The sequence below is a fragment of the Psychrobacillus sp. NPDC096426 genome (assembly GCF_044762745.1).
In the GTDB taxonomy this organism is placed as follows: Bacteria; Bacillota; Bacilli; order Bacillales_A; family Planococcaceae; genus Psychrobacillus.
On record NZ_JBIWEX010000020.1, the window covers coordinates 64,308 to 86,538 of the forward strand.

At 38.7% G+C, this 22,231-nt stretch carries 19 protein-coding genes, 23 tRNA genes, 1 rRNA gene and 1 pseudogene; 6 read left to right on the plus strand and 38 right to left on the minus strand.

Annotated features, from left to right (window positions below; all coding sequences use genetic code 11):
• Window positions 1-22 precede the first annotated feature (22 nt).
• From ACIQYS_RS16200 to ACIQYS_RS16220, 5 genes and pseudogenes are all read right to left on the minus strand, one after another.
• Window positions 23-892 carry an alpha/beta fold hydrolase gene (locus ACIQYS_RS16200; RefSeq protein WP_402982186.1) on the minus strand — a complete coding sequence of 290 codons (870 nt, stop codon included), beginning with the start codon at window positions 890-892 and terminating at the stop codon, window positions 23-25.
• A gap of 12 nt (window positions 893-904) precedes the next feature.
• Window positions 905-2,392: an FAD-dependent tricarballylate dehydrogenase TcuA gene (tcuA, locus tag ACIQYS_RS16205; RefSeq protein ID WP_402982189.1), complete on the minus strand. Its 1,488-nt coding sequence runs from the start codon at window positions 2,390-2,392 to the stop codon at window positions 905-907.
• Window positions 2,393-2,436: 44 nt separating this feature from the next.
• Window positions 2,437-3,291 carry an alpha/beta fold hydrolase gene (locus tag ACIQYS_RS16210; RefSeq protein ID WP_402982191.1) on the minus strand — a complete coding sequence of 285 codons (855 nt, stop codon included), beginning with the start codon at window positions 3,289-3,291 and terminating at the stop codon, window positions 2,437-2,439.
• Between the two features lie 16 nt (window positions 3,292-3,307).
• Window positions 3,308-4,258 (minus strand): annotated as a pseudogene (locus tag ACIQYS_RS16215) (VOC family protein).
• Between the two features lie 95 nt (window positions 4,259-4,353).
• On the minus strand, window positions 4,354-5,553 hold the full coding sequence (locus tag ACIQYS_RS16220) for an acyl-CoA dehydrogenase family protein (RefSeq protein WP_402982193.1): 1,200 nt from the start codon (window positions 5,551-5,553) through the stop codon (window positions 4,354-4,356).
• A gap of 226 nt (window positions 5,554-5,779) precedes the next feature.
• On the opposite strand from ACIQYS_RS16220, the gene ACIQYS_RS16225 reads away from it, so the two are divergent.
• Together ACIQYS_RS16225 and ACIQYS_RS16230 are read left to right on the plus strand one after the other, a co-directional pair.
• On the plus strand, window positions 5,780-7,603 hold the full coding sequence (locus tag ACIQYS_RS16225) for a V4R domain-containing protein (protein WP_402982196.1): 1,824 nt from the start codon (window positions 5,780-5,782) through the stop codon (window positions 7,601-7,603).
• A gap of 361 nt (window positions 7,604-7,964) precedes the next feature.
• Entirely contained in the window at window positions 7,965-9,170 is a 1,206-nt protein-coding gene (locus ACIQYS_RS16230; protein ID WP_402982198.1) for an MFS transporter, read from the plus strand.
• 203 nt (window positions 9,171-9,373) lie between these two features.
• On the opposite strand, the gene ACIQYS_RS16235 is transcribed toward ACIQYS_RS16230, so the two are convergent.
• The 4 genes from ACIQYS_RS16235 to ACIQYS_RS16250 all read right to left on the minus strand — a co-directional run bounded on the left by ACIQYS_RS16235 (window position 9,374) and on the right by ACIQYS_RS16250 (window position 10,632).
• Window positions 9,374-9,535: a hypothetical protein gene (locus ACIQYS_RS16235; protein ID WP_402982200.1), complete on the minus strand. Its 162-nt coding sequence runs from the start codon at window positions 9,533-9,535 to the stop codon at window positions 9,374-9,376.
• Window positions 9,519-9,860 (minus strand): transposase, encoded by a 342-nt coding sequence (locus tag ACIQYS_RS16240; protein WP_402982202.1) that lies wholly within the window; start codon window positions 9,858-9,860, stop codon window positions 9,519-9,521. The genes ACIQYS_RS16235 and ACIQYS_RS16240 overlap by 17 nt, the downstream gene beginning before the upstream one ends.
• Window positions 9,861-9,935: 75 nt before the next feature.
• Window positions 9,936-10,115 (minus strand): putative motility protein, encoded by a 180-nt coding sequence (locus tag ACIQYS_RS16245; RefSeq protein ID WP_402819705.1) that lies wholly within the window; start codon window positions 10,113-10,115, stop codon window positions 9,936-9,938.
• A 58-nt stretch (window positions 10,116-10,173) separates the two neighbouring features.
• Window positions 10,174-10,632, minus strand: coding sequence for a Dps family protein (locus tag ACIQYS_RS16250; protein ID WP_402982205.1), 459 nt, complete (start codon window positions 10,630-10,632; stop codon window positions 10,174-10,176).
• A gap of 101 nt (window positions 10,633-10,733) precedes the next feature.
• Between ACIQYS_RS16250 and ACIQYS_RS16255 the strand changes: the two genes are divergently transcribed.
• The 3 genes from ACIQYS_RS16255 to ACIQYS_RS16265 all read left to right on the plus strand — a co-directional run bounded on the left by ACIQYS_RS16255 (window position 10,734) and on the right by ACIQYS_RS16265 (window position 12,318).
• The gene (locus ACIQYS_RS16255; protein ID WP_402982207.1) at window positions 10,734-10,856 is read left to right on the plus strand and encodes a hypothetical protein; all 123 of its coding nucleotides are present in this window, start codon (window positions 10,734-10,736) and stop codon (window positions 10,854-10,856) included.
• A gap of 3 nt (window positions 10,857-10,859) precedes the next feature.
• The gene (gene yidD / locus ACIQYS_RS16260) at window positions 10,860-11,093 is read left to right on the plus strand and encodes a membrane protein insertion efficiency factor YidD (RefSeq protein ID WP_402982209.1); all 234 of its coding nucleotides are present in this window, start codon (window positions 10,860-10,862) and stop codon (window positions 11,091-11,093) included.
• Window positions 11,094-11,193: 100 nt separating this feature from the next.
• Window positions 11,194-12,318 carry a metal ABC transporter solute-binding protein, Zn/Mn family gene (locus ACIQYS_RS16265; RefSeq protein WP_402982212.1) on the plus strand — a complete coding sequence of 375 codons (1,125 nt, stop codon included), beginning with the start codon at window positions 11,194-11,196 and terminating at the stop codon, window positions 12,316-12,318.
• Window positions 12,319-12,343: 25 nt separating this feature from the next.
• Here ACIQYS_RS16265 and ACIQYS_RS16270 read toward each other — a convergent pair whose 3' ends face one another.
• The 5 genes from ACIQYS_RS16270 to ACIQYS_RS16290 form a co-directional block, all read right to left on the minus strand.
• Window positions 12,344-13,774, minus strand: a complete 1,431-nt coding sequence (locus tag ACIQYS_RS16270; RefSeq protein ID WP_402982214.1) for an o-succinylbenzoate--CoA ligase — start codon at window positions 13,772-13,774, stop codon at window positions 12,344-12,346.
• A 63-nt stretch (window positions 13,775-13,837) separates the two neighbouring features.
• The gene (gene menB / locus ACIQYS_RS16275; RefSeq protein ID WP_402982217.1) at window positions 13,838-14,656 is read right to left on the minus strand and encodes a 1,4-dihydroxy-2-naphthoyl-CoA synthase; all 819 of its coding nucleotides are present in this window, start codon (window positions 14,654-14,656) and stop codon (window positions 13,838-13,840) included.
• A 2-nt stretch (window positions 14,657-14,658) separates the two neighbouring features.
• Window positions 14,659-15,480, minus strand: coding sequence for a 2-succinyl-6-hydroxy-2,4-cyclohexadiene-1-carboxylate synthase (gene menH, locus ACIQYS_RS16280; protein ID WP_402982219.1), 822 nt, complete (start codon window positions 15,478-15,480; stop codon window positions 14,659-14,661).
• Window positions 15,468-17,180 carry a 2-succinyl-5-enolpyruvyl-6-hydroxy-3-cyclohexene-1-carboxylic-acid synthase gene (gene menD / locus ACIQYS_RS16285; RefSeq protein ID WP_402982222.1) on the minus strand — a complete coding sequence of 571 codons (1,713 nt, stop codon included), beginning with the start codon at window positions 17,178-17,180 and terminating at the stop codon, window positions 15,468-15,470. Before menD ends, menH begins: the two co-directional genes overlap by 13 nt.
• Window positions 17,173-18,534, minus strand: coding sequence for an isochorismate synthase (locus tag ACIQYS_RS16290; protein ID WP_402982224.1), 1,362 nt, complete (start codon window positions 18,532-18,534; stop codon window positions 17,173-17,175). Before ACIQYS_RS16290 ends, menD begins: the two co-directional genes overlap by 8 nt.
• A gap of 162 nt (window positions 18,535-18,696) precedes the next feature.
• On the opposite strand from ACIQYS_RS16290, the gene ACIQYS_RS16295 reads away from it, so the two are divergent.
• Window positions 18,697-19,608, plus strand: coding sequence for a 1,4-dihydroxy-2-naphthoate polyprenyltransferase (locus ACIQYS_RS16295; RefSeq protein ID WP_402982226.1), 912 nt, complete (start codon window positions 18,697-18,699; stop codon window positions 19,606-19,608).
• 135 nt (window positions 19,609-19,743) lie between these two features.
• Here ACIQYS_RS16295 and ACIQYS_RS16300 read toward each other — a convergent pair.
• From ACIQYS_RS16300 to rrf, 24 genes are all read right to left on the minus strand, one after another.
• Window positions 19,744-19,815, minus strand: a tRNA-Glu gene (locus ACIQYS_RS16300).
• 7 nt (window positions 19,816-19,822) lie between these two features.
• Window positions 19,823-19,913 (minus strand) — tRNA-Ser (locus ACIQYS_RS16305).
• 6 nt (window positions 19,914-19,919) lie between these two features.
• A tRNA-Asn gene (locus tag ACIQYS_RS16310) sits at window positions 19,920-19,994 on the minus strand.
• A 139-nt stretch (window positions 19,995-20,133) separates the two neighbouring features.
• Window positions 20,134-20,205, minus strand: a tRNA-Glu gene (locus tag ACIQYS_RS16315).
• A 7-nt stretch (window positions 20,206-20,212) separates the two neighbouring features.
• Window positions 20,213-20,303, minus strand: a tRNA-Ser gene (locus ACIQYS_RS16320).
• Window positions 20,304-20,309: 6 nt separating this feature from the next.
• A tRNA-Asn gene (locus ACIQYS_RS16325) sits at window positions 20,310-20,384 on the minus strand.
• Window positions 20,385-20,388: 4 nt separating this feature from the next.
• Window positions 20,389-20,465 (minus strand) — tRNA-Ile (locus ACIQYS_RS16330).
• Window positions 20,466-20,470: 5 nt separating this feature from the next.
• Window positions 20,471-20,544 (minus strand) — tRNA-Gly (locus ACIQYS_RS16335).
• Between the two features lie 7 nt (window positions 20,545-20,551).
• Window positions 20,552-20,627 (minus strand) — tRNA-Phe (locus tag ACIQYS_RS16340).
• A gap of 151 nt (window positions 20,628-20,778) precedes the next feature.
• Window positions 20,779-20,854: transfer RNA gene (locus ACIQYS_RS16345), tRNA-Asp, on the minus strand.
• 3 nt (window positions 20,855-20,857) lie between these two features.
• Window positions 20,858-20,934 (minus strand) — tRNA-Met (locus ACIQYS_RS16350).
• A 73-nt stretch (window positions 20,935-21,007) separates the two neighbouring features.
• A tRNA-Ser gene (locus tag ACIQYS_RS16355) sits at window positions 21,008-21,100 on the minus strand.
• A 12-nt stretch (window positions 21,101-21,112) separates the two neighbouring features.
• A tRNA-Ile gene (locus tag ACIQYS_RS16360) sits at window positions 21,113-21,189 on the minus strand.
• Window positions 21,190-21,195: 6 nt separating this feature from the next.
• Window positions 21,196-21,269, minus strand: a tRNA-Met gene (locus tag ACIQYS_RS16365).
• 22 nt (window positions 21,270-21,291) lie between these two features.
• Window positions 21,292-21,367: transfer RNA gene (locus tag ACIQYS_RS16370), tRNA-Ala, on the minus strand.
• Window positions 21,368-21,382: 15 nt separating this feature from the next.
• Window positions 21,383-21,459, minus strand: a tRNA-Pro gene (locus ACIQYS_RS16375).
• A gap of 7 nt (window positions 21,460-21,466) precedes the next feature.
• Window positions 21,467-21,543 (minus strand) — tRNA-Arg (locus tag ACIQYS_RS16380).
• 16 nt (window positions 21,544-21,559) lie between these two features.
• A tRNA-Leu gene (locus ACIQYS_RS16385) sits at window positions 21,560-21,648 on the minus strand.
• A gap of 15 nt (window positions 21,649-21,663) precedes the next feature.
• A tRNA-Gly gene (locus tag ACIQYS_RS16390) sits at window positions 21,664-21,738 on the minus strand.
• 17 nt (window positions 21,739-21,755) lie between these two features.
• Window positions 21,756-21,840, minus strand: a tRNA-Leu gene (locus ACIQYS_RS16395).
• 23 nt (window positions 21,841-21,863) lie between these two features.
• A tRNA-Lys gene (locus ACIQYS_RS16400) sits at window positions 21,864-21,936 on the minus strand.
• A 6-nt stretch (window positions 21,937-21,942) separates the two neighbouring features.
• Window positions 21,943-22,018 (minus strand) — tRNA-Thr (locus ACIQYS_RS16405).
• 14 nt (window positions 22,019-22,032) lie between these two features.
• Window positions 22,033-22,108: transfer RNA gene (locus ACIQYS_RS16410), tRNA-Val, on the minus strand.
• A 28-nt stretch (window positions 22,109-22,136) separates the two neighbouring features.
• Window positions 22,137-22,231 (minus strand): 5S ribosomal RNA (gene rrf, locus ACIQYS_RS16415); the annotation flags it as partial.

Here is a 22,231-nt window from a genome sequence, read left to right on the forward strand (position 1 = left end):
TTCGTTTAACATGACTTTTAACTTACACGTTCACAGGCTCTGATGTAGAGGGAACACTTTTTTTAAAGAAATGTTTTGTTGCATGTAAAAATTCTTCACGTTGTTCAATCATTGCCCAGTGACCACATTTTTTAAATACATGCAATTCACAATTTGGTAAGTGATCTAAAGCATATAAACTACTTTGTAATGGAACAAAGCGATCAAAATGCCCATGAATTAAACAAAATTCATTTTGCATACGTTCGAAGGCTGTTTGAGGTATCAACATTTCAGTTAAGCTAGATTTCGTGAAATTTTCTCGATATGAACGGGAAATTTCTGGACGTTGGAACATTTCAAAACGCTGTTCTACCACTTCGTCCACAAAATCTTTCATTCTATCAATGTCATAAACAAACCATGATAATAAGTTCCGTAAGTTTTCTTTTGTAGGATCTAAATGGAAGTTCGCTAACTTCATTAGCTCAACTGTTGGCTCTTTTAATAACACACCAGCACCCATTAATACATTTTTCGGGAATCGCTCTGGGGCTTCCATATTTAAATACATCGCAATCACGCCGCCTAGGGAGTTTCCTACTAAATGGGCTTTTTCAATTTGCAGTGTATCCATTAAGTCTAAAATTTGTTTTACACGTTTTGTCATCCATTGCACGCCATTTTCTGGATACTCTGTTGGATGATCTGTATCTCCAAACCCTACTAAGTCTGGTGCTACAACATGATAATCTTTTGAGTAATCTTCTAATACGTGTTGCCAATTTGCTTTTGCTCCAGCTCCTGGTCCTGAACCATGTAATAGAATCACCGTTTCTTTATTTCCTTTTCCAGATTCATAGATAAATGTTCCATAATCCCCCGTTTGTACTTTATGTGCTTGAATAGACATACAAGTTCCCCCTTATTTCAGTTGATATTCCGCTTGAACATATTTCGCTGCTTGGCTGCCGGCAATTTTACCAAATACAGAACCTGATGTAAGACCTGCCCCTCCTGGATAATTGTCATAATATAGACCACCTACAATTTCTCCTGCTGCATATAAACCTTCGATTGGAGCTGTATCTTCATGTAATACTTGTGCTTTTTTCGTAATGTGTAGACCCCCATATGTAAACGTAATGCCGCAACCAATGGCATATGCTACAAATGGTCCTTCATTAATAGGGAGGGCCCAGTTTGATTTTGGCACGCTTAATCCTTCTGTACCTTTGCCATCCAACACATTCGGATCAAATGGGACATCCATTACTGCTTTGTTGAAGTTTTCTATCTCTGTTAAAAAGCCCTCTTGGTCTACATCACCCATCAATTCCACAAGTTCTTCTAGTGTGTTAGCTACTACCTTTGATACAGAGCGACCTTCATATTCTTCTCTTAAAAAATGTTTGCCTTTTGCATCGAACACTTGCCATGCATATTGGCCCGGTTGTTTTAAAATTTCACTTCCGATTTTGGCATACGTATAATTTCGGAAATCCTCGCCTTCATTGATAAAGCGTTTACCTTCTTTATTTATAAGGATGCCAAAGGGGTAGCTTAACTTTTGAAAGCCTTCTTTGAAATTTGGCAAATACCGATCACCACCAACTGCATGTGCACCAGACCAATTGCCAATCGTTCTTGCTCCCACATCGATGGCCATTTTTAGACCTGCTCCTGTATTGAACTTGCATCCGCGCGTATGAACGCTATCCCATCCAGGTCCTAAATATTTTGTACGCATTTCGACATTCGCATGAAAGCCACCACTTGCAAGTACAACGGATTTACACTGGATGTATGCATCTTGCTTTTGCTGCCGAACATGAATACCTTGAATTCGTTTATGCGTCATGTTTAACTTAACTCCAGAGGTATTATATAAAATACGGACACCCAATCGTTTTGCCTCCAAATGAAGTGCATCTACTAGCCCTTTTCCACCGCCAACTGCTTCTAATACCATGCCGCCCCAAAATTTGAAGATTCCATCCACTTTAAAGGCTTGGCGTCCATAAATAGGAATCCATTTCACTTGGTGAGATGTTAACCACTGCATTACTTTGTAGCTTTCCTTTGTCAAAATATTGGCTAGGTCATAGTCTGTTCGAAAATTTGAGAGGCGACTCACATCTTCAAAAAATTGCTCCTTGGTATAAACACCAAAGTCTGTCATTGAAAATTCCTCATCCGTCATTTCTGGTAATAGTGCCCTTATTTCTTCACCATTATTGTACGCAAAGCGCATTGAACCATGAGTATATGTGGTATTGCCACCTTTTTCGGCTTCTGAGGAAATTTCTAAAACTATGACATCACTTCCTTGTTCCGCGGCAGCAATGGCTGCGCACATAGCGGCATTACCCGCACCTACTACGACAACATCTGCTGTCCATGCTTGTGACATTAGGACATCTCCCTTTTGAAAGCGCTTTAAATTTTAAAATTCTTTTATACTAACCTCTTAAAAAATTGTTGAATTAAATAATTAAATTCATCTTTTTTCTCAATTTGCGTCCAGTGTCCACATTGGCTAAAAACATGAAGTTGTGCATTTCCCAAATGTTCTAATAAATAATAGCTAGATTCAATCGAGCATACTTTGTCATCTCGACCATGTACAAGTAAGATTGGATGTTGCAGTCTATTTAATGCGACTGTTGGAATCGGCACCGCTGCTGTGGCAAAAATAGAGTTATTCGAACGTTTCACTTCTTCTCGCATTGCATTTTCAAATCGTGGTTTTGTTACTTCATCAATGACAGGTTGCATTGCCTCTTTGTCATAGACAAACCATCCCATAATCTGCTGAAGCCGTTTTTCAGATGGATTATCATAAAAGTTCTTAGCACGTGCTAACTCCAAACTTAGTTTCGTATTCGGTGTTCCACCTGGTCCCATTAATACAATGCGATCAAAACGTTCTGGATATTCAACAGCTAATTCTAATGCAATCGAGCATCCTAAAGAGTTACCAACTACATGGACTTTTTCTAATTTGTAGTAATCTAAAATTTCTATAATTTGTTCCATCCAACAGTCCATCCATGCTTGACGGTTTTTTAACGGTACGTCTGGATGATCACTTTGGGCAAAACCATGTAAGTCTGGTGCTATACAATGAAATTGTGACCCACAATCATTTAACGCATATCTCCAGTTTGCAATCGCTGTTACTCCTGGTCCTGATCCGTGTAAAAACAAAATTGTATCTGGATGTTGTTGACCTGACTCATTCATCCATGTTGTGTATTTGCCTGTTTTTAATATTTGCGATGTAACAGTTACTTCTGTTGTCACCTGCATATTTTATACCTCCCCTTTATGCTTCAATTGTTGGAATAATGAGTTCATTACCTGTTATGCTGTCACCCCAAAATGTATTTCCTAGTGCACGCTCTTCTGGTCGCCATACAACTGTTTCCCAGTCTGGTTCGAAGATTAAGTATCCTCCTGTAAACAGTTCTACACGACAACCACTACCAGGATCAATGACATATAAGTATATTGCTTGTGAAATACTATGTTTACCTGGGCCGATAAATTGTAAATTAGATTCTCTTAAAATATCTGCCGCCCTTAAAATATCGCCTACATCGTCTAGCCAGTATTAAATATGATGGAATCGTGCGGTCGTTTCTAACTTTTCATGTGTTACAAGAGCGATATCATGAACAAGTTCTGTCACACTCATCCATCCCGCTAGTAATGTACCATTTTCATCCTCAATGCATTCATTAATGCGAAATCCTAGTTCATCAACAAAAAATGTATAAACACTTTTTGCATCTGCACATGTATGAATGTTGACATGATCCAAACGTCTAGGTGAAATTCCCTTTGTCCAAGATTTATACGTTTGGTTTTTAAGGACCGATTTGCGATGTTCTTCGACTTGAGGACGCTGGATATCATAGTATAATTCAATACGATGACCAGATGGTGCAGTAAATCGTATCGCTTCTCCAATACCTGGTGTTGTCCAAGCAGGCACATCTTCTATTTCATAGCCTTTTGCAGATAGTCGCTGTGCAAATAATCCAACGTCTTCTTTTCTTTTTGTGCGCAAACCAAAATGGGTCACCTTTCCGGTCTCGCCTGGACTAAGAACTAAACTGTGATGTTCAAAATCACCCCAAGCACGGAAGTAGTAACTATCGCCGATTTGTTCAGTACATTCCAGTCCAATTACTTCTTGAAAAAAATGATCGGATGTCTCCATATCTGAAGATTGCAATGACACATAACCTAACTTCGCAATTTTAGGATTCAATTACTGGTCAGCTCCTTTCTTCATCGCTATTAGCTAAATTCTTCAAAACTATAGAAAAATATATGAACAACAAATCATTCTTCACTCGTTTTTACTTAATAACGAATCGCATTTGGCTCTAACCCTACTAATAATCGGCCATAATTTTCACGTGTTATGACAGGGGATAAAGAGCGATGAGAATTCATCGTAATAAAATCACGAATTAACCGTTGCATTGGATTTTGATCGTATACAAAACCTGAACCACTAGCAGCAAGCAACGCATCCATAGCTTCTTTTAATAATTGATTAGCATAACCAATATCTGTTAGCGCTTTCAAACGGAGCTCTTTTGGCATGATTTCTTGTTTTGCTGCCCACTCATCCATACTTTTAGCCAAATTCATTAAGTACATTTCAGCTGTTTCCACTTTTAATGTAGCCGTTGCAAGCAATGTATGTGTGCTTGCTGCATCTTTAATCATCTTCACACCCATATGTTGAGCTGTACGATAAGGTAATCCCTTTTTAAAGTTTTCAAGCATTTCTTGCACAACCCCTAATGCTGGTAAGCCTAACGAAAGAATTAATCCTGGGAATAGAGCTGCACTGTATAAAGGAATATCGCGTAAATGTGTAGATTTAAAGTTTCCATCTAATACAGCGATAAAAGACGTTACACGATTTTCTGGTACAAAAACATTTTTCATTCGGACAGCATTACTACCTGTACCTCTTAAGCCAAGTGTGTACCAATCATCTTCAATTTGGAGATCACTAAATGGGACGGTCATTAACAGTTGCTCTAAAATATTTCCGTCTTCATCTTTTGTATACATGCCAAAGTAGCCCCATGTGGCATGCAATGATCCCGAACAAAACATCCAATGACCTTCCTCGATTAAATAGCCTCCATCTACTTTTTGTACTTTACATTCTCGAGGCTCGTATACCCCTGCAAAGAGAACATCTTCTGGATCTTGGCCAAAAATAGCTTCATGTGCTGCTTCATTAAATGATTCCGCAACCATTAATTCACGAATGGCACATAAAGAAGCAATCCAACCGGTTGAAGCACATGCCTTGGAAAGCTCTACAATGACCCGTGCATATGTTTCCACACTTAATTGCAGTCCACCATAACGTTTTGGACGTAAAATTTTTAAAATACCTGTATCTTTTAGTTCTTGCATCGTTTCTTCTGGAATACGGCGTAACTCCTCTGTTAATTTTGCACGGCCGCGTATTTTTTCAGCTAATACCTTTGCTTCATCAAGAATAGCAAGCTCATTTTTTGTTAATACATCTGGCATCGTATTCACTCCAATCTTGTAAGATATGTTAAATGTAACGAAAGTAAATATTGAAGTGTACAATGAAAATCGTTGAATTTTGAACTTCTATACCAATAAAAACTACTCAAAATGCTAAAATAGTTAATTTCCCCTCAATTCACCCTATTCCTTTCTAAATTTTCTGATAAAATATCGTTAATAACGGTTTTATCACCGTAAAGAGTTTATGAAAAGAGGAGAGCAAATGACTTTACCGACGTTTGACAAAGAGCTATATACAACTTCAAATTCATTTGGCTTATTGCGTAAAGAACTTATCGAGCATTTAGGGCATGATCATGCGAAAACATTCTTATTACGGTATGGATGGAATTTAGGGGTAGCCCATGCAAAAGAAGTAGACCGCATGCAACTTAGATTACGTGAAAAGTTAGATTGTGCATCCACTTTTCATTTGAACACTGGACAAATTACTGATTTAGTAAGCGAACGAGTGTTGGAGTTAGATGAACATGATAATATTAAAGAGATTTATGCAAAAGGAATTTGGATAAATTCATATGAAGCTTCAGAGCATTTACAGCATTTTGGCATGTGCAAGCATGTTGCTTGTCATACATTGGCTGGTTATGCAAGCGGTTTCACCTCTTATTTAACAAAAAAAGAAATATATATAATTGAAGTAACCTGTCGTGCGCGGGGTGATGCAGAATGCGCTTTTGAGATGAGGGCTCTGGAAGATTGGGATAAAGAAACACAATCATATGTAATTAAAATGAATCATTCACGTATGATTGATGAATTAAATACAACCTATGAACAACTTTATCAAGAGAAGCGTTTAACAGAGCTAGTGTCTATTTTTCATAACAATTTAACAAAAGGACTTACACAAGGAATGAAACTTGAGCAATTATTAGAAACTGTTCACGAAACACTCAATACACCTGTTGTGTTGCAAGACTTAAACTTAAATCCATATCTAACCGCTGGCATTACATTAAAAGAACTAGATAGTTTATACGAGGATTTTGCTAAGCATGTTGGACAAACCCGATCAGGTAAGCTTTTGTTGAAGCCGATTGAACCCGAACATCCATTACAAATAGATGCTAAAGAACATACGCGGCTCGTTTGTCCAATTACAGTGCATCATCAAGTAATTGGCTATATTGCATTTATTTATCCACCGCAAACAAAGCAATTAGAATTTGAGCGAGATTTTATCCAACGGGCAGCAACAACTTGCTCTCTTCATTATTTAAATGAAAAAACGAGTTTAGAAGCCATTGAGAATATGAAGGCTTACTTCTTTGAACAACTATTACAAAGGCAATACACTTCCAAATCGAGTATGAATTATCGTAGCTACTTAATGGAAATCGATTTAAATCAAGACTTTTTTATTGGCAACGTCAAAATTCTCAAAAATAGCTTGCAGATTAAAGAACAACAAATACTAGCAAAAGTGATTCAAACATTTGCGATTTATTTGGAAATGCACAAAATACCTATTTTTATTACCTCATTTCAAGATGAAGTTATTTTTTTAATGCAAAAACAACCAAATACGATAGAAATTGCCGAAAGTATAATAAAGCACTTACAACGTTCCTTTAAAATTTATGATTTTCGGATTGGCATTAGCCGTATCATTCATGATCTTGAAGATATTCCGGAAGCACACCAGCAATCGATTATTGCTTTAAACATTGATAAAAAGCAACCAATCGTCCTATTTGAAAATACAAGTATCATTAGCTCAATTATTAACGCGCACAACAAAACTTCGATTATTCAATTAGCAAAGCACGAGTTAAAGGCTATTTTAGAACTTAAAGAATCGAAAAAAGTTGAGTTTTTAAAAACACTCTATACATTTTTAAAGAACAATGGTAACTTGCAGCAGACAATGTGTGATTTAAATTTATCAATGAGTGGCTTAGTATATCGCATTCAAAAACTCGAAGATTTATTGAATAAAAATTTACGAAATTCTAAGGATTCTTTCGAATTGACATTCTGTATTGAAGCGTTAGAAATATTAGGAGAAGTTGAAATTGAATAAACTTTTACAGCTTGCGCTTTTTAGAAGCGTAAGCTTTTTTTAATGAAATAATCATTTCTCAATAAACTCTTATGAAAGCAGACATCGTTTTTAAATAAAGTTTGTCTATTTAAATAAAAACTTAAAATGCTACTATTTTATTAACTTTAAAGAAAGGGGATAAATCAATTGAAAACGCTTACTTATAATTGTTGTTATAGTTATATGGACCAAATGGGCATTAACTTTTTCTCATTTTGGATACATGTACAACTTCTTAAGTATGACGTTATCACAAAATATGTAATCATTATTACGCTATTCCCAATTACTGTAGAAGACAATTTTTAGGCAATTACTACTAATAAGAGGAGGTAACATTATGTTTCCAACAAAGAGTAAAAACTTTTTAAAGTTCCTCATTGTCATTATTGCATTCCAAGATGTAGCAGCAGGTGTAGCAGGATCTATTATGGCAGATTTAATTGAAGCTTTTCCTGACTTTGCACCATCTACAGTTATGTTAATTGCGACTATCCCTGGTTTATTCCAGATTGTCCCTGCCTTATTTTATGGGAAGCTTTCGACGAAATTTACATCCCGTAGCTTATTATTTACTGGTCTCGTATTATTTTTAGTTGGCGGTATTATGCCATTCTTCCTAGATAATTTATTTTTAATTATTGTCTTTCGAGGAATTTTAGGGCTTGGTGTAGGGATTACATTACCATTATCAATTGATATCATTACTAGGTTCTTCGAAGGTCGCGAACGAGATTTCTTAATTGGATTCGGTACATCCACCATCGCTTGTATAGGAGCAATTTTCTTCCAACTTGGTGGCGGGATGCTAGCAGATAGCTTGGGTTGGCAATATGGATTCTTAGTATATTTATTCCCTATTTGGATTTTAGCAATTACGTTTTTATATCTACCAGAACCAGAAAAGAAAAATACAATTCAAGCTTCTTTAAAAGAGACATTATTCTCTGCGCCTAAAACGGTATATGGTTTTACTATTGGGCAAATCTTTTTCTCAATGCTTGTTTTTGGATACGTGACAAATATATCCATTATTATCCAGTCAGAAGGTTTAGGAAATGCAACAGAAGCAGGGCTAGCGATTTCCTTATTCACATTTGGAACGTTAATTGTTGGTATGTTCTTCTCTAAACTACGCGCACTCATGCCTATCCAAAACGTACCTATAGCTGTTCTATTAACTGGCGGTGGTATATTTGCATGTTATTTATCCAGTAGCTTAACGATGATTTTTGTCGGTAGTTTTATTGGTGGAATGGGCTTAGGATTAGCACTTCCCGGAGTTTTAGCACGAACATCCGAATTATCAAATGAGCAAAAAGGTATTTCATTTGTTGGTTTTGTAGTAGCTGCACAAGGCCTTGGAGGTTTAATAAGCCCATTTTTTTATCAAACTATTTTAAACATTACAGGCTCTGAAGGTGGACGCCCTACATTATTGTTCGCTTCACTCGGTTTGGCTATTTTAGCGATAGTATGGTCAATTATTTTAATAACGAGCAATTCAAAATCACCAGTAAAAGATACACGTGCTCCTGCCTTATAGTACAGAATGATGGATTACCGTTGAAAATACATCGTTTGTAGAATTTTCCATAATGGGGATGTAGTTGTTATTTTTAACTAGAAGGCTTATGACTTCTAGTTTTTAAAATATGTGGAGTATCCTGTTGTATAACTTATCCTTCGCATACACACCGTATAGCCCATGAAAAAAGACTTAGCAATCATGCTAAGTCTTTTAGCTAACTACTCCTTTTGTGGATCTTTTTTATAATGCTCGTTACCTTCAGCTCTATTTTGTGCAATATTCTGTTTCGCTTTTAGTTGGGGGTCTTGGTTTAACAATGAACTTACATTACGATAATTGGTTGGAGTTTCATTTCCTTTACGATTAATATTTTTGCTCAACTGTCTCTCTCCTTCTTGGATTAAAATAGGGAAGCTGTTCTACAAATTTTTGAGATTCTTCATCTCCAAATTCGTGAATGAGCGCGTATATCTTTTTCATCCTTCTGTCGTATTGATCATTTTCCTTATCGAAATGATATTTCCTTATTGGTATATGCGCTCGCCAAAAGTTGCTTATTTCTACACTACCTAATTGATCAAAAAGCTTTTGAAAAACGGGAATAACTTCCCGGCTCACCGCAATTTCGAATTCCCATGGTGATTCGTCAGGGTACAAATATAATTTTTGGTTTTTGACCGATATATACACTTTGTTTAAAGTCACCTACACACATCCTTTTCAAATAGTATGTGTGTAAACAAAAAAAACATGCACCAAAATAATTGGTACAAGTTTTTCTTACGCTTGAATGTCTACTACCGATCCCTTATAAGGATGAGGGGCAGCAGTTTGAGGCATATCTTCAAGCAACTGCACAGCAGCTACAGTGTCCATATTCATGGCATTTTGTAAAACACTCATTTGAACCGTTTGCTGTAGTTGCATAAGCTGCGAAGACATTATGGAGTTAATATCCACAAAAATCCCTCCTTTATACCCTTATTATCGGATATCTAGCATATACTTTACATAGGTGTTATTTCTTACTTTCGTTTGTATCCCCTAAAAATGCATTCAGCATCCATTGATGTTTTTCCGTTTTTTGATAAATAGCATTCAGCATATCTTCGGTCATATCATCATCTTCTTTCGCCGCTTCTGCCATTCCTTTTTTGAGCGATTTCATGATTTTATCAAAATCTTTTACAACATCTTGAACCATTTCATCTGCACTTTCTATATTTTGTGCTTCTTTAATATCGGAAAGCTCTAAATGCTCTTTTAAAGTTGCAACTGGTGCCTCACCTAAAGTTAGTAAACGTTCAGCGATTTCGTCCATATTTAATGTTGCTTCGTTATATAACTCTTCAAATTTGGCGTGCAATGTAAAGAAGGATGGTCCCTTTACATACCAATGAAAATTATGTAATTTTGTATATAGTACAGACCAATTTGCAACTTGCTTGTTTAGTTCTTTATTCAATGCTTCTGACATAAATTTGCCACTCTCCCTAATATAATAATTGCTTTCACTTTTAATATACCTCGTTATTACTTACAATAAACATATACACAATATTTTATGGAGTGAATAACATGGTATTTTGGATTTTAGGCGCAGCAATTTTACTTAGTATATTTGGTTTCACATTTTTATATAAACTAGCAATGGATGAAAAACCTTCTGCCATTGATCCTAAACCTAAGGATGCTGAATAGCACATGAAACAGATTATCATAGCTATTTTCCGCTTTTATCAAAAATTTATTTCCCCTTTAACACCGCCAAGTTGTAGATTTTATCCGACATGCTCCCATTACGGTGTAGAAGCAGTGCAAAAACATGGCGCGATTAAAGGTGGATACTTAACGATTAGAAGAATATTAAAATGTCATCCTTTTCATGAAGGTGGCATTGATCCCGTTCCAGAAGAATGGCCTTTGAACAAAAAATAATTCAAAGGCTATTTTTCTTGCTTTTTTTTTAATAGTCTAGTAAGATGTAAAAGTTATTGCTTTACAAAACGTAACCATTACTATTTAGGAGATGAATAAATTGAAAAAATCGTTATTACTATTTTCAGTCGTCCTACTTGTTTTATTTACCGCCGCATGTGGAAATGAAGCGAGTCCAACAGAAACTACGCAAGAAAAAGACGATACGGTTCAAGTTTATACAACCGTCTATCCGCTTCAATATTTTGCAGAAAGAATCGGTGGGGATGCAGTACATGTAAGTTCAATTTATCCCCCAGGATCAAATGAGCATACGTTCGAACCTACGCAAAAAGATATGATTCAACTTGCAGACGCTGATTTATTTTTCTATATAGGTTTAGGCTTAGAAGGTTTTGTTGAAAATGCGAAAAAAACATTAGCTGGTGAACATGTAAAAATGATCGCAACAATCGATTCTGTTCCAGAAGAGCAATTACAAGCTGATACACATGATCACAGTCATGAGGCTGCTACAGAAGAAGATCATGATCACGACCATGAGGCTGCTACAGAAGAAGATCACGATCACGACCATGAAGCTGCTACAGAAGAAGATCACGATCACGACCATGAAGCTGCTACAGAAGAAGATCACGATCACGACCATGAAGCTGCTGCAGAAGAAGATCATGATCACGACCATGAGGGGCATGATCATGGAGGAACAGACCCACATGTATGGATTTCTCCAAAAATCAGTCAAAATCTAGCTTTATCTATTAAAAATGCGCTTGTCGAAGCTGCTCCAGATCAAAAAGATAACTTTGAAAAAAATTATGAGCAATTAATTACAGAACTTCAAAAACTGGATGCTGATTTTGCAGAAATGGCTGATCATACACCGAACAAAACATTTTTCGTTTCCCATGCTGCATTTGGATACATCGCAAACACATATGGTTTAGAGCAAATTGCAGTTGCTGGATTAAATTCACAAGATGAGCCATCTCAAAAAGAACTGACAAAAATTATTGACTTAGCCAAAGAAAAAAATATTAAGTATATACTATTTGAACAAAATGTTTCATCCAAGCTGACAGAGGTTATCCAAAAAGAAGTTGGTGCGGAAAGCTTAGTATTGCACAATTTAGGTGTTCTTTCGAAAGAAGATGTTGCAAATAACGAAACGTATTTCACACTAATGAAAAGAAATTTAGACACTTTAAAAACAGTATTACAATAGTTAAAAAACACTTAGAATTCATTTTCTAAGTGTTTTTTATAGAGTTAAAAAGCTCTCTTCTAAGCAACTTATTAGACCCATTACGAGGTAATTGGTCTACAAAATAGTAATCCACTGGTTGCTTGTATGTAGCTAGTTGCTTTTTCATGAAAGCTCTTAATCCTTCTTCCGAAGCTTCGTCTTTTAATACAACAAAAGCGACAGGTACTTGTCCCCATTTGTCATCTTGCTTTCCAGAAACACCAGCTTCTTTCACTGCAGGATGTTTCACTAAAGCTTGCTCTACCTCTGCCGGGTATATATTTTCTCCACCAGAAATAATTAGGTCCGAACGTCGATCAATAACAAATAAATAACCCTCGTCGTCCAAATATCCAATATCTCCCGTATGCAGCCAACCATCCACTAATGGATTTATCATTTCCGCCGCTCCAACATATCCTTTTGTCACATGTGGGCCTTTGATGCAAATTTCCCCAATTTTCTCATCCCCATCAATACGTACATCCGCAAAGAACAGTGGTTTACCTGCAGAGCCTAATTTGCGAATCGCATCCTCACTTGCTAATGTCGTCGTTTGAGATGCTGTTTCCGTCATACCGTATGTTTGTAGAACTGGAATATTTCGCTCGATTGCTCGCTCTAAATAATTTGAAGGCACTGGTCCTCCACCTACAATCACCGATTGAAACGTACTAGGAAATGACAAATCCTTCGATTCTAAGACAGTTAACATTCTTTCTAACATAACTGCGACGGCGGACATACGTGTAACCGTACCAGATAAAATTTCTTTAATAGCTGCTTCAGCGTCAAACTTTGACTGCAAATTAATCGTCATTCCATAATAAACGGAACGCATTAAAATAGAAAAACCACTAATATGAAATAATGGCATCGTGCACAACCAGCAATCATTTGGGTGAACACCTAAGTTGAGAGCGGATCCAGTCGCACTCATTACATGATTTTCTAGAGACTGTCGTACACCTTTTGGTCTTCCAGTAGTACCGGAAGTATACATGATTGTGACTGTACGCTCTTTCGACCACTCTTTCTCTACTTCAAAAAAAGAACGTTCAGCATTTTCAATTTCTCCAAATGAAAATTTTTTAGTAAAAGATAAACTTCTTTTCGTGTGATCATCTACTAATAAATAATCTGGTGCACTATCAGCTAATTGATAGCTCAACTCTTCTTCTGACAATCGTTCATTTAACATGACAAGTTCACAACCTAGCTGCATACATCCATGTAAAACAACTACTAACGTTGGATTGGAAGAGGACAAAATAGCAATTCGCATTCCCTTTTCAATTCCTTTGGTATGAAGCTTCTCGGCAAATCCCATTGCTTTTTCTGACAATTTGGCAAATGTCCATTCCTGTTCGTTAAATCGTATAGCAACTCGATCAGGGGTTAGACTAGCCCGTTTTATCAATAAATTCGGATACATATTATTCTCCTTTCAAAAAGAAGCTGCCCTATACAAATAGGGCAGCTCAGACACTTTAGGCAATCACGGAAAACGTGGAAATTGGCCAAAATCAGGTTTACGTTTTTCTTTAAATGCATCGCGTCCTTCTTTTGCTTCATCTGTTGTGTAGTAAAGAAGTGTTGCGTCTCCTGCCAATTGTTGAAGACCTGCTAAACCGTCTGTATCTGCATTCATTGCCGCTTTTAAGAAGCGAAGTGCAGTTGGACTCATTTCTAGCATTTCTTCACACCATTGTACTGTTTCATCTTCCAGTTGCGCATAAGGAACAACTGTATTCACTAGCCCCATATCAAGTGCTTGCTGTGCATCGTATTGACGGCAAAGGTACCAAATCTCACGTGCCTTTTTATGTCCAACAATACGTGCAAGATAGCCTGAACCGTAGCCAGCATCAAACGACCCGACTTTAGGACCAGTTTGTCCAAAACGTGCATTATCAGCAGCAATTGTTAAGTCACATACTACATGTAACACATGACCTCCGCCAATTGCATAACCAGCTACCATTGCAACAACTGGTTTTGGAATAACGCGGATTAAACGTTGTAGATCAAGTACATTTAAACGAGGAATTTCGTCTTCTCCAACATATCCACCATGGCCCCGTACTTTTTGGTCTCCACCTGAACAGAAAGCATGCTCGCCTTCTCCAGTTAAGATAATAACCCCAACGTTTTTATCATCACGTGCGCGTGAAAATGCATCAATCATTTCCATTACCGTTTTCGGGCGAAATGCATTTCGCACTTCCGGACGGTTAATCGTTACTTTCGCAATGCCATTATAAAATTCATATTTAATGTCTTCATATGTATGTAGCGTTGTCCATTCACGAGTCATCTTTATTCCTCCTCTAAAATAACTTTCTTTATTATTGTAGCAAAGATTTTCGGTTTTTCCACATGAATTGCATGCCCGGCATCTTTTACTACTTCTAATTTTGCGTTCGGCAACTCCTTTTCCATCCTTCTTGCAATGGTACAAAACTTCAAATCCAATTCCCCGACCAATAAAAACACGGGAATAGACATCTCGCTTAAATTTTCCCAATATGAAGGCTGAACACCCGTACTAAATCCTTTCAAGCTATTGCTAAGCCCAATTGCTGACTGAGCAATTCTTTCATCACGAATCATTGCCTGCTTTTCAGGTAACAGTCTTTTTTGGGTTTGGAATAAAGGAATACCCTCCCAAAAATCAACGAAAGAAATAACCCCTTCTTTCATAATCCGTTCTGCAAGCAATTCATCAGACAACTTTCTTTTCTGGCGTTCATCTTCACCTGCGAGGCCTGGGGAACTACTCTCTAATATTAATGTGTCTACAGGATATTTAGCGGCATATGCTAAAGCCAAACGTCCCCCCATTGAGTACCCAACAAGTGTAAAATGAGTCCATTCCAGTTGTTGGAACAATACATGTAGGTCTTCTATTTGTTCTTCTACAAAATAGCATACGGTATCACTTGGTTTATCCGTCTGTCCATGCCCTATTAGATCAATAGTTAACAGTTCCATCGAAGAAGGAAGAAAGCTAATTACTTCCTCCCAAGTACTACTAGAACCCGTAAAACCATGAAACCATACAACTTTTTTTGCAGCTCCGATATTGTATCTCTTAATGTGCATGTTTATCGAACGAACCTTCACATTTAAACTTTCCAAATGGTATCTAACTCCTCCGAAATACCTGCCCATAACTTTCGATGCGTTTCTGTATTCAATTGTCGATTCGTAAACACTTCAATAATTCGAATATCTTTCGTTTTAGGTTGTACGATTACTTGCTCGAATGCATCTTTTGAATGCACTGCATCATATTGTGCATCATACATTGTCGCAATATGCGAAAACTCTAATCCAGTTGGCGTCCCAAATAAATGCTCAAAGTAATTTGTTTCTGTCGATTGCGGTAAATAAGAGAAAATACCGCCACCATCATTATTCATAATAACAATCGTACAATTCGTTTCATGAAATCTACTAACGATTAAGCCGTTTACATCATGTAAAAAAGCAAGGTCACCGATAAGTAAATAGCCAGGTCGCTTGGTCGCAGCTTGTACACCTAATGCGGTAGATACTACGCCATCAATGCCGTTCGTTCCTCTGTTCGCGTAAATTTGTACGTCTTTCGTTGTTTTATTGAAAAACGTATCTACGTCTCGAATCGGCATACTACTGCTTGCAAACAAGTCTACCCCATCAGGGAGTGCCTCGAATAATATACCTGCCAGTGCACCTTCATCTTCTTCGTTTTCGATATACGTTTGTATATGATTCGTTGCAATATCATTTGCTTTCGACCAATTGTTCAAATAACTAGATACTTGTTTTTCTTCTAATGGGATCCATAAATAAGTGGCTTCCACTTGCACATGATGTGTCACGATATGAATAGAATCTCGGAAGACGGGGCTTTCATCGACCACTATATACACATCTGGTTTACATGCTTTCAAAAATAAGGTAAGTGGCTTCGAAACAGGTTGCGCTCCAAAACGAATCAAAACATTTGGCATAGCTACTTGTTTAAAAGCATCATTTTTCAAAATAGCATCGTATTGGTCTATACATAAATCCATACAATCTTCGGGTACTGAAGTCCTTAAATTAGAAAGAGGATCAACTAACACTGGCCACTTAACCGTTCTTGCAAAATCCCAAAAACCTTCCGTTGAATGAATGGAATCCCCCACAATGAGTAGTCCTTTTTCTTCACGCATTAGCACATCTACATACCACTCGGTGAAATTACGACTTGGAACAAGCTTCCCTATTTCAGACACTTGTACCTCAGGGACTGGTAATGATTGATCCATATTTACTAACAGCGGTTCTCGGAAAGGCACATTAATATGTACCGGTCCCATCGGTAACGTCTTCGAAGTGGATAACGCACGATGAATATGGCGCTCCATAAACTTTAAACTTGCTGTATTTTCTTCTGGAAGTGGAAAATCAACTGACCATTTTACATGCTTTCCAAAAAGATGTATTTGATCAATTGCTTGCGGTGCCCCCACTTCTCGTAATTCATGTGGTCGATCCGCAGTCACAACTATCAATGGAACACGCGCATAAAAAGCTTCTACAATTGCCGGGAAGAAATTTGCTGCAGCCGTCCCTGAAGTACACAGCAACACAACCGGTTCCTTTGTTGCTTTCGCAATACCTAAAGCGAAGTACCCAGCGGAGCGTTCATCCGTTTGGCGATAAAATTCAAATCCTTTGCTTTTAGCAAAGCCATAAGCAAGTGGGGTGGACCTGGAACCAGGACACATGACGATATGTTTAACGTCTGCTTGCTTAATCGTTTCTACAAATTGATTTACATAGGATGTTAAATACTCGATGTTAGTCATTCATGTTTCCTCCAAGCGTGCGTAACATTGGTCTAAATTTGACACGGGTTTCTTCAAATTCTTCAATTGAAGATGATTCCGCTACAATTCCTCCGCCTGCATATAAATAAGCATGTTCGTTTTCAATTAACGCAGAACGGATACCGACCGCGAACTCCCCGTCCCCTTCTGTATTAATCCAACCAATGGGAGCTGCATAATAACCACGATTCATTTGTTCGGATTCCCGAATTATATTAATCGCATCTTGACGTGGTTCTCCTCCTAGAGCTGGTGTCGGATGTAATGCTTGTACTAATTCAAATAAAGAGGAATCCTTTTTCAAATGCCCCTCAATCGGTGTATATAAATGTTGTATATCTCTAATTTTCATAAGCTTGGGTCTTGCGCTTACTTTAAGGTCTTTACAATACTGCGTAAATACTTTCTTAATCATTTCCACTACATATTTATGTTCCTCTAAGTTTTTAGGATCCGCAAGTAATGCTTCCCCTAATGCTTTATCTTCCACTGAACTTTTACCACGTCTAACAGAACCTGCAAGTCCTGCAGACTGTGCTTTTTTGTTTTCTACTTTCACTAACCGTTCTGGTGTTGCTCCAAAAAACATTTGCTCTCCATTTTCTAAGCCAAACAAATAACTTTCCGGTTGCTCCATGGCAGCATGGTAAATTGCCGTTGCTGGAGAAAAATCCTTATCAAACTTTAACTTAAGCGACCGAGCAATTACCACTTTATTCACTTCATCCGCACGAATCCTCTTTGTAACATCTTCCACCGCATGTAAATACTGCTCTTTTAATCGATCTTCTCGTTTTACTAACTCAGGCTTTGAATGAGTTTGTAGCTCTCTTACTTGGGCAGTGTGTATAAGCGCATCTCTTTCCACACGTAATCGTTCAAATATATCTGCGCTCTCTTCCTCATTTGTAATATAATGAATGCTCACAAAAGCTCGATCTTGTTGAATTACTAATTGGAATGTGGCTACTACAAAGAAAGCTGAAGGAAAATTGTCCCATTCTGATGCAATTGTATTTTTGGGATCGAATGCAAATCCTCCAAAAAGAATTGGCGAAACATCCACTTGTTCTCTCAACGATGCATTACATAGTTCTTTCCATTTTGCATCGATATCCGCATATCGATTATCTTCTAAACTATTCGTAAGTGTATGCGCATGACCTAGGCCAACTAGCGTCAGTGTTTTTTCTTTGTTTTGCCAAAAAAATCGTTGCCCTTTATATTTTTCATCTCCTGCTTCAAAAAAAGCATGAGCTGATAATCTAGATACTTCTAGTGTTTCTGTATAAAAACGTAATGTTGTTTGCTTTTGACCGGTGGTTTTCGGCATTAAAAATTACCTCCGTATTCATATCTTGAAGTTTATCGTGATGTTTTGTTGTTTTATTTACTCTACCCTTAATCATACAACTTTCTACGCTTTTCGGCACACATTTTGCAACGAATATATGCTAATATTGATAATGGATTGTTTAAAAGGAGAGAGAATTTTATGTCACATGAACTACAAGCCGACAAAGGCTGGCGTGTCTGGTGGAAATTAACAAGACCACATACATTAACTGCTTCATTTGCTCCGGTATTCTTGGGGACGATGATTGCACTTTATTACACAAATATTAACTGGCTTCTATTTTTAGCTATGTTAGTTGCTTGTCTTTTTATACAAGCAGCAACCAATATGTTCAATGAATACTATGATTTTGCACGAGGGCTTGATAGTGAAGAATCCGTAGGTATCGGCGGAGCTATTGTTAGAAATGGCGTTAAACCGAAAACCGTAATGCAGTTGGCATTATTGTTATATGTGCTCGCTGGATTACTAGGCATCTACATTTGCTATAAGTCTTCTTGGATGTTACTAGTTGTTGGTGCTGCATGTATGTTAATAGGATACCTGTATACCGGCGGACCTTATCCTATTGCCTATACCCCATTCGGAGAGTTTTTTAGTGGTGTAGTAATGGGTATGCTCATTGTATTAATTGCTACTTTTATTCAAGTTGGTTCTGTACCTAACTTTGCCATCCTACTTTCTATTCCGAGCGCACTACTTGTAGCGGCGATTATGCTTTCTAATAATATCCGAGATCTTGAGGAAGACACAAAAGGCGGCAGAAAAACGATGGCAATCCTTGTTGGTAGAAAAAACGCTATTACGATTTTAGCTTCTTATTTTATCATATCCTACCTTTGGATTGTAGGCTTAGTCTTACTACAAATTATTACACCATGGGCATTACTCGTTATATTAAGCATTAAAAAACCATTGCATGCGATTAAACTATTCAGAGAAAAAGATAATCCACTTGAAGTTGCTCCAGCTATGAAAGATACAGCACTCACGAATACTATTTTCGTGTTCCTATTAGGGATAGGCTTATTAATCGGGTACTTCTTATAAAATAAAAAGCAAGAAGAGAAATGATTAATTTTTCTTCTTGCTTTTTTAAATGAATATGAAACTTTAAATTAAAAAATATTACGATTCTTAAATGAAAAAAGCATGTCTCCTAATTGGAAACATGCTTTTTAAATATGACCCCTACGGGATTCGAACCCGTGTTACCGCCGTGAAAGGGCGGTGTCTTAACCGCTTGACCAAGGGGCCAAACATATGGCGGAGAAGGAGGGATTTGAACCCTCGCGCCGGTTGCCCGACCTACACCCTTAGCAGGGGCGCCTCTTCAGCCACTTGAGTACTTCCCCATATGATGGCTCCGAAGGTAGGACTCGAACCTACGACCAATCGGTTAACAGCCGATTGCTCTACCACTGAGCTACTTCGGAATAATGGTAGACCTAAATGGAATCGAACTCTAATTAAGTTTAATAGAACTACATAGAGCCACTCATTTGAAAACTATTATGATTCTTAAGAAATAAAAAAGCATGTTTCCTAATCCTAATAGGATACATGCTTTTAAAATGACCCCTACGGGATTCGAACCCGTGTTACCGCCGTGAAAGGGCGGTGTCTTAACCGCTTGACCAAGGGGCCAAACATATGGCGGAGAAGGAGGGATTTGAACCCTCGCGCCGGTTGCCCGACCTACACCCTTAGCAGGGGCGCCTCTTCAGCCACTTGAGTACTTCCCCATATGATGGCTCCGAAGGTAGGACTCGAACCTACGACCAATCGGTTAACAGCCGATTGCTCTACCACTGAGCTACTTCGGAATAATGGTGGGCCTAAATGGACTCGAACCATCGACCTCACGCTTATCAGGCGTGCGCTCTAACCAGCTGAGCTATAGGCCCATTATTGGAGCGGGTGAAGAGAATCGAACTCTCATCATCAGCTTGGAAGGCTGAGGTTTTACCACTAAACTACACCCGCATTACTATGGTGGCTCAGGACGGAATCGAACCGCCGACACAAGGATTTTCAGTCCTTTGCTCTACCGACTGAGCTACTGAGCCATCTTCGATTTACGCTAAGCTGCGCATCTCTTCGTCAGCTGCACTCGCTCTGTCAGTCACGTACTTAAGTACGCTCCTTCTTTCGCTCGATTGCTTCCTCGACCTGCTTGCTTATCCTAAATCTCAAACTAATAAATTCACAAAAATTAAATGGCGGTCCCGACCGGGATCGAACCGGCGATCTCCTGCGTGACAGGCAGGCATGTTAACCGCTACACCACGGGACCATTTGGTTGCGGGGACAGGATTTGAACCTGTGACCTTCGGGTTATGAGCCCGACGAGCTACCGAACTGCTCCACCCCGCGATAATAATATACTTAAAACATTATAAGTGCTTATTTATGTATGTATTTCATACAACTAACAACAAATTTAAAATGGAGGAGGAAGAGGGATTCGAACCCCCGCGCGGTATGACCCGCCTGTCGGTTTTCAAGACCGATCCCTTCAGCCAGACTTGGGTATTCCTCCGGAATATGTTGTTGGTGGACCTTGCAGGACTCGAACCTGCGACCGGACGGTTATGAGCCGTCTGCTCTAACCAACTGAGCTAAAGGTCCTTAATATAGCGGCAGAGGGAGTCGAACCCACGACCTTTCGGGTATGAACCGAGTGCTCTAGCCAGCTGAGCTACACCGCCAAGATTGTTGCTATAATTGTTATGGTGGAGCCTAGCGGGATCGAACCGCTGACCTCCTGCGTGCAAGGCAGGCGCTCTCCCAGCTGAGCTAAGGCCCCAAATATTTTTATAGCTGGTCGGGAAGACAGGATTCGAACCTGCGACCCCTTGGTCCCAAACCAAGTGCTCTACCAAGCTGAGCTACTTCCCGTTATATATGGCGCGCCCGGCAGGAGTCGAACCCACAACCTTCTGATCCGTAGTCAGACGCTCTATCCAATTGAGCTACGGGCGCTAATTTTTCATAAAAGTGGTGCCGAGGACCGGAATCGAACCGGTACGGTAGTCACCTACCGCAGGATTTTAAGTCCTGTGCGTCTGCCAGTTCCGCCACCCCGGCACTTAAGTGAATCTATGGAGCGGAAGACGAGGTTCGAACTCGCGACCCCCACCTTGGCAAGGTGGTGTTCTACCACTGAACTACTTCCGCTCGATTATAAAATTAAATGGTGCGGGTGAAGGGAGTCGAACCCCCACGCCTTGCGGCGCTAGATCCTAAGTCTAGTGCGTCTGCCAGTTCCGCCACACCCGCATACATAATTCACATAAAAGTGATGAGCCATGTAGGATTCGAACCTACGACCCTCTGATTAAAAGTCAGATGCTCTACCAACTGAGCTAATGGCTCGTACAATGGTGCCGGAGAAAGGACTTGAACCCTCAACCTACTGATTACAAGTCAGTTGCTCTACCAGTTGAGCTACTCCGGCGTTTGGAATGAATATGGTGGAGGATGACGGGCTCGAACCGCCGACCCTCTGCTTGTAAGGCAGATGCTCTCCCAGCTGAGCTAATCCTCCTGGGTATTAATATGTATGTTTATTGCAAGCCCAGCGACGTCCTACTCTCACAGGGGGAAACCCCCAACTACCATCGGCGCTGAAGAGCTTAACTTCCGTGTTCGGTATGGGAACGGGTGTGAC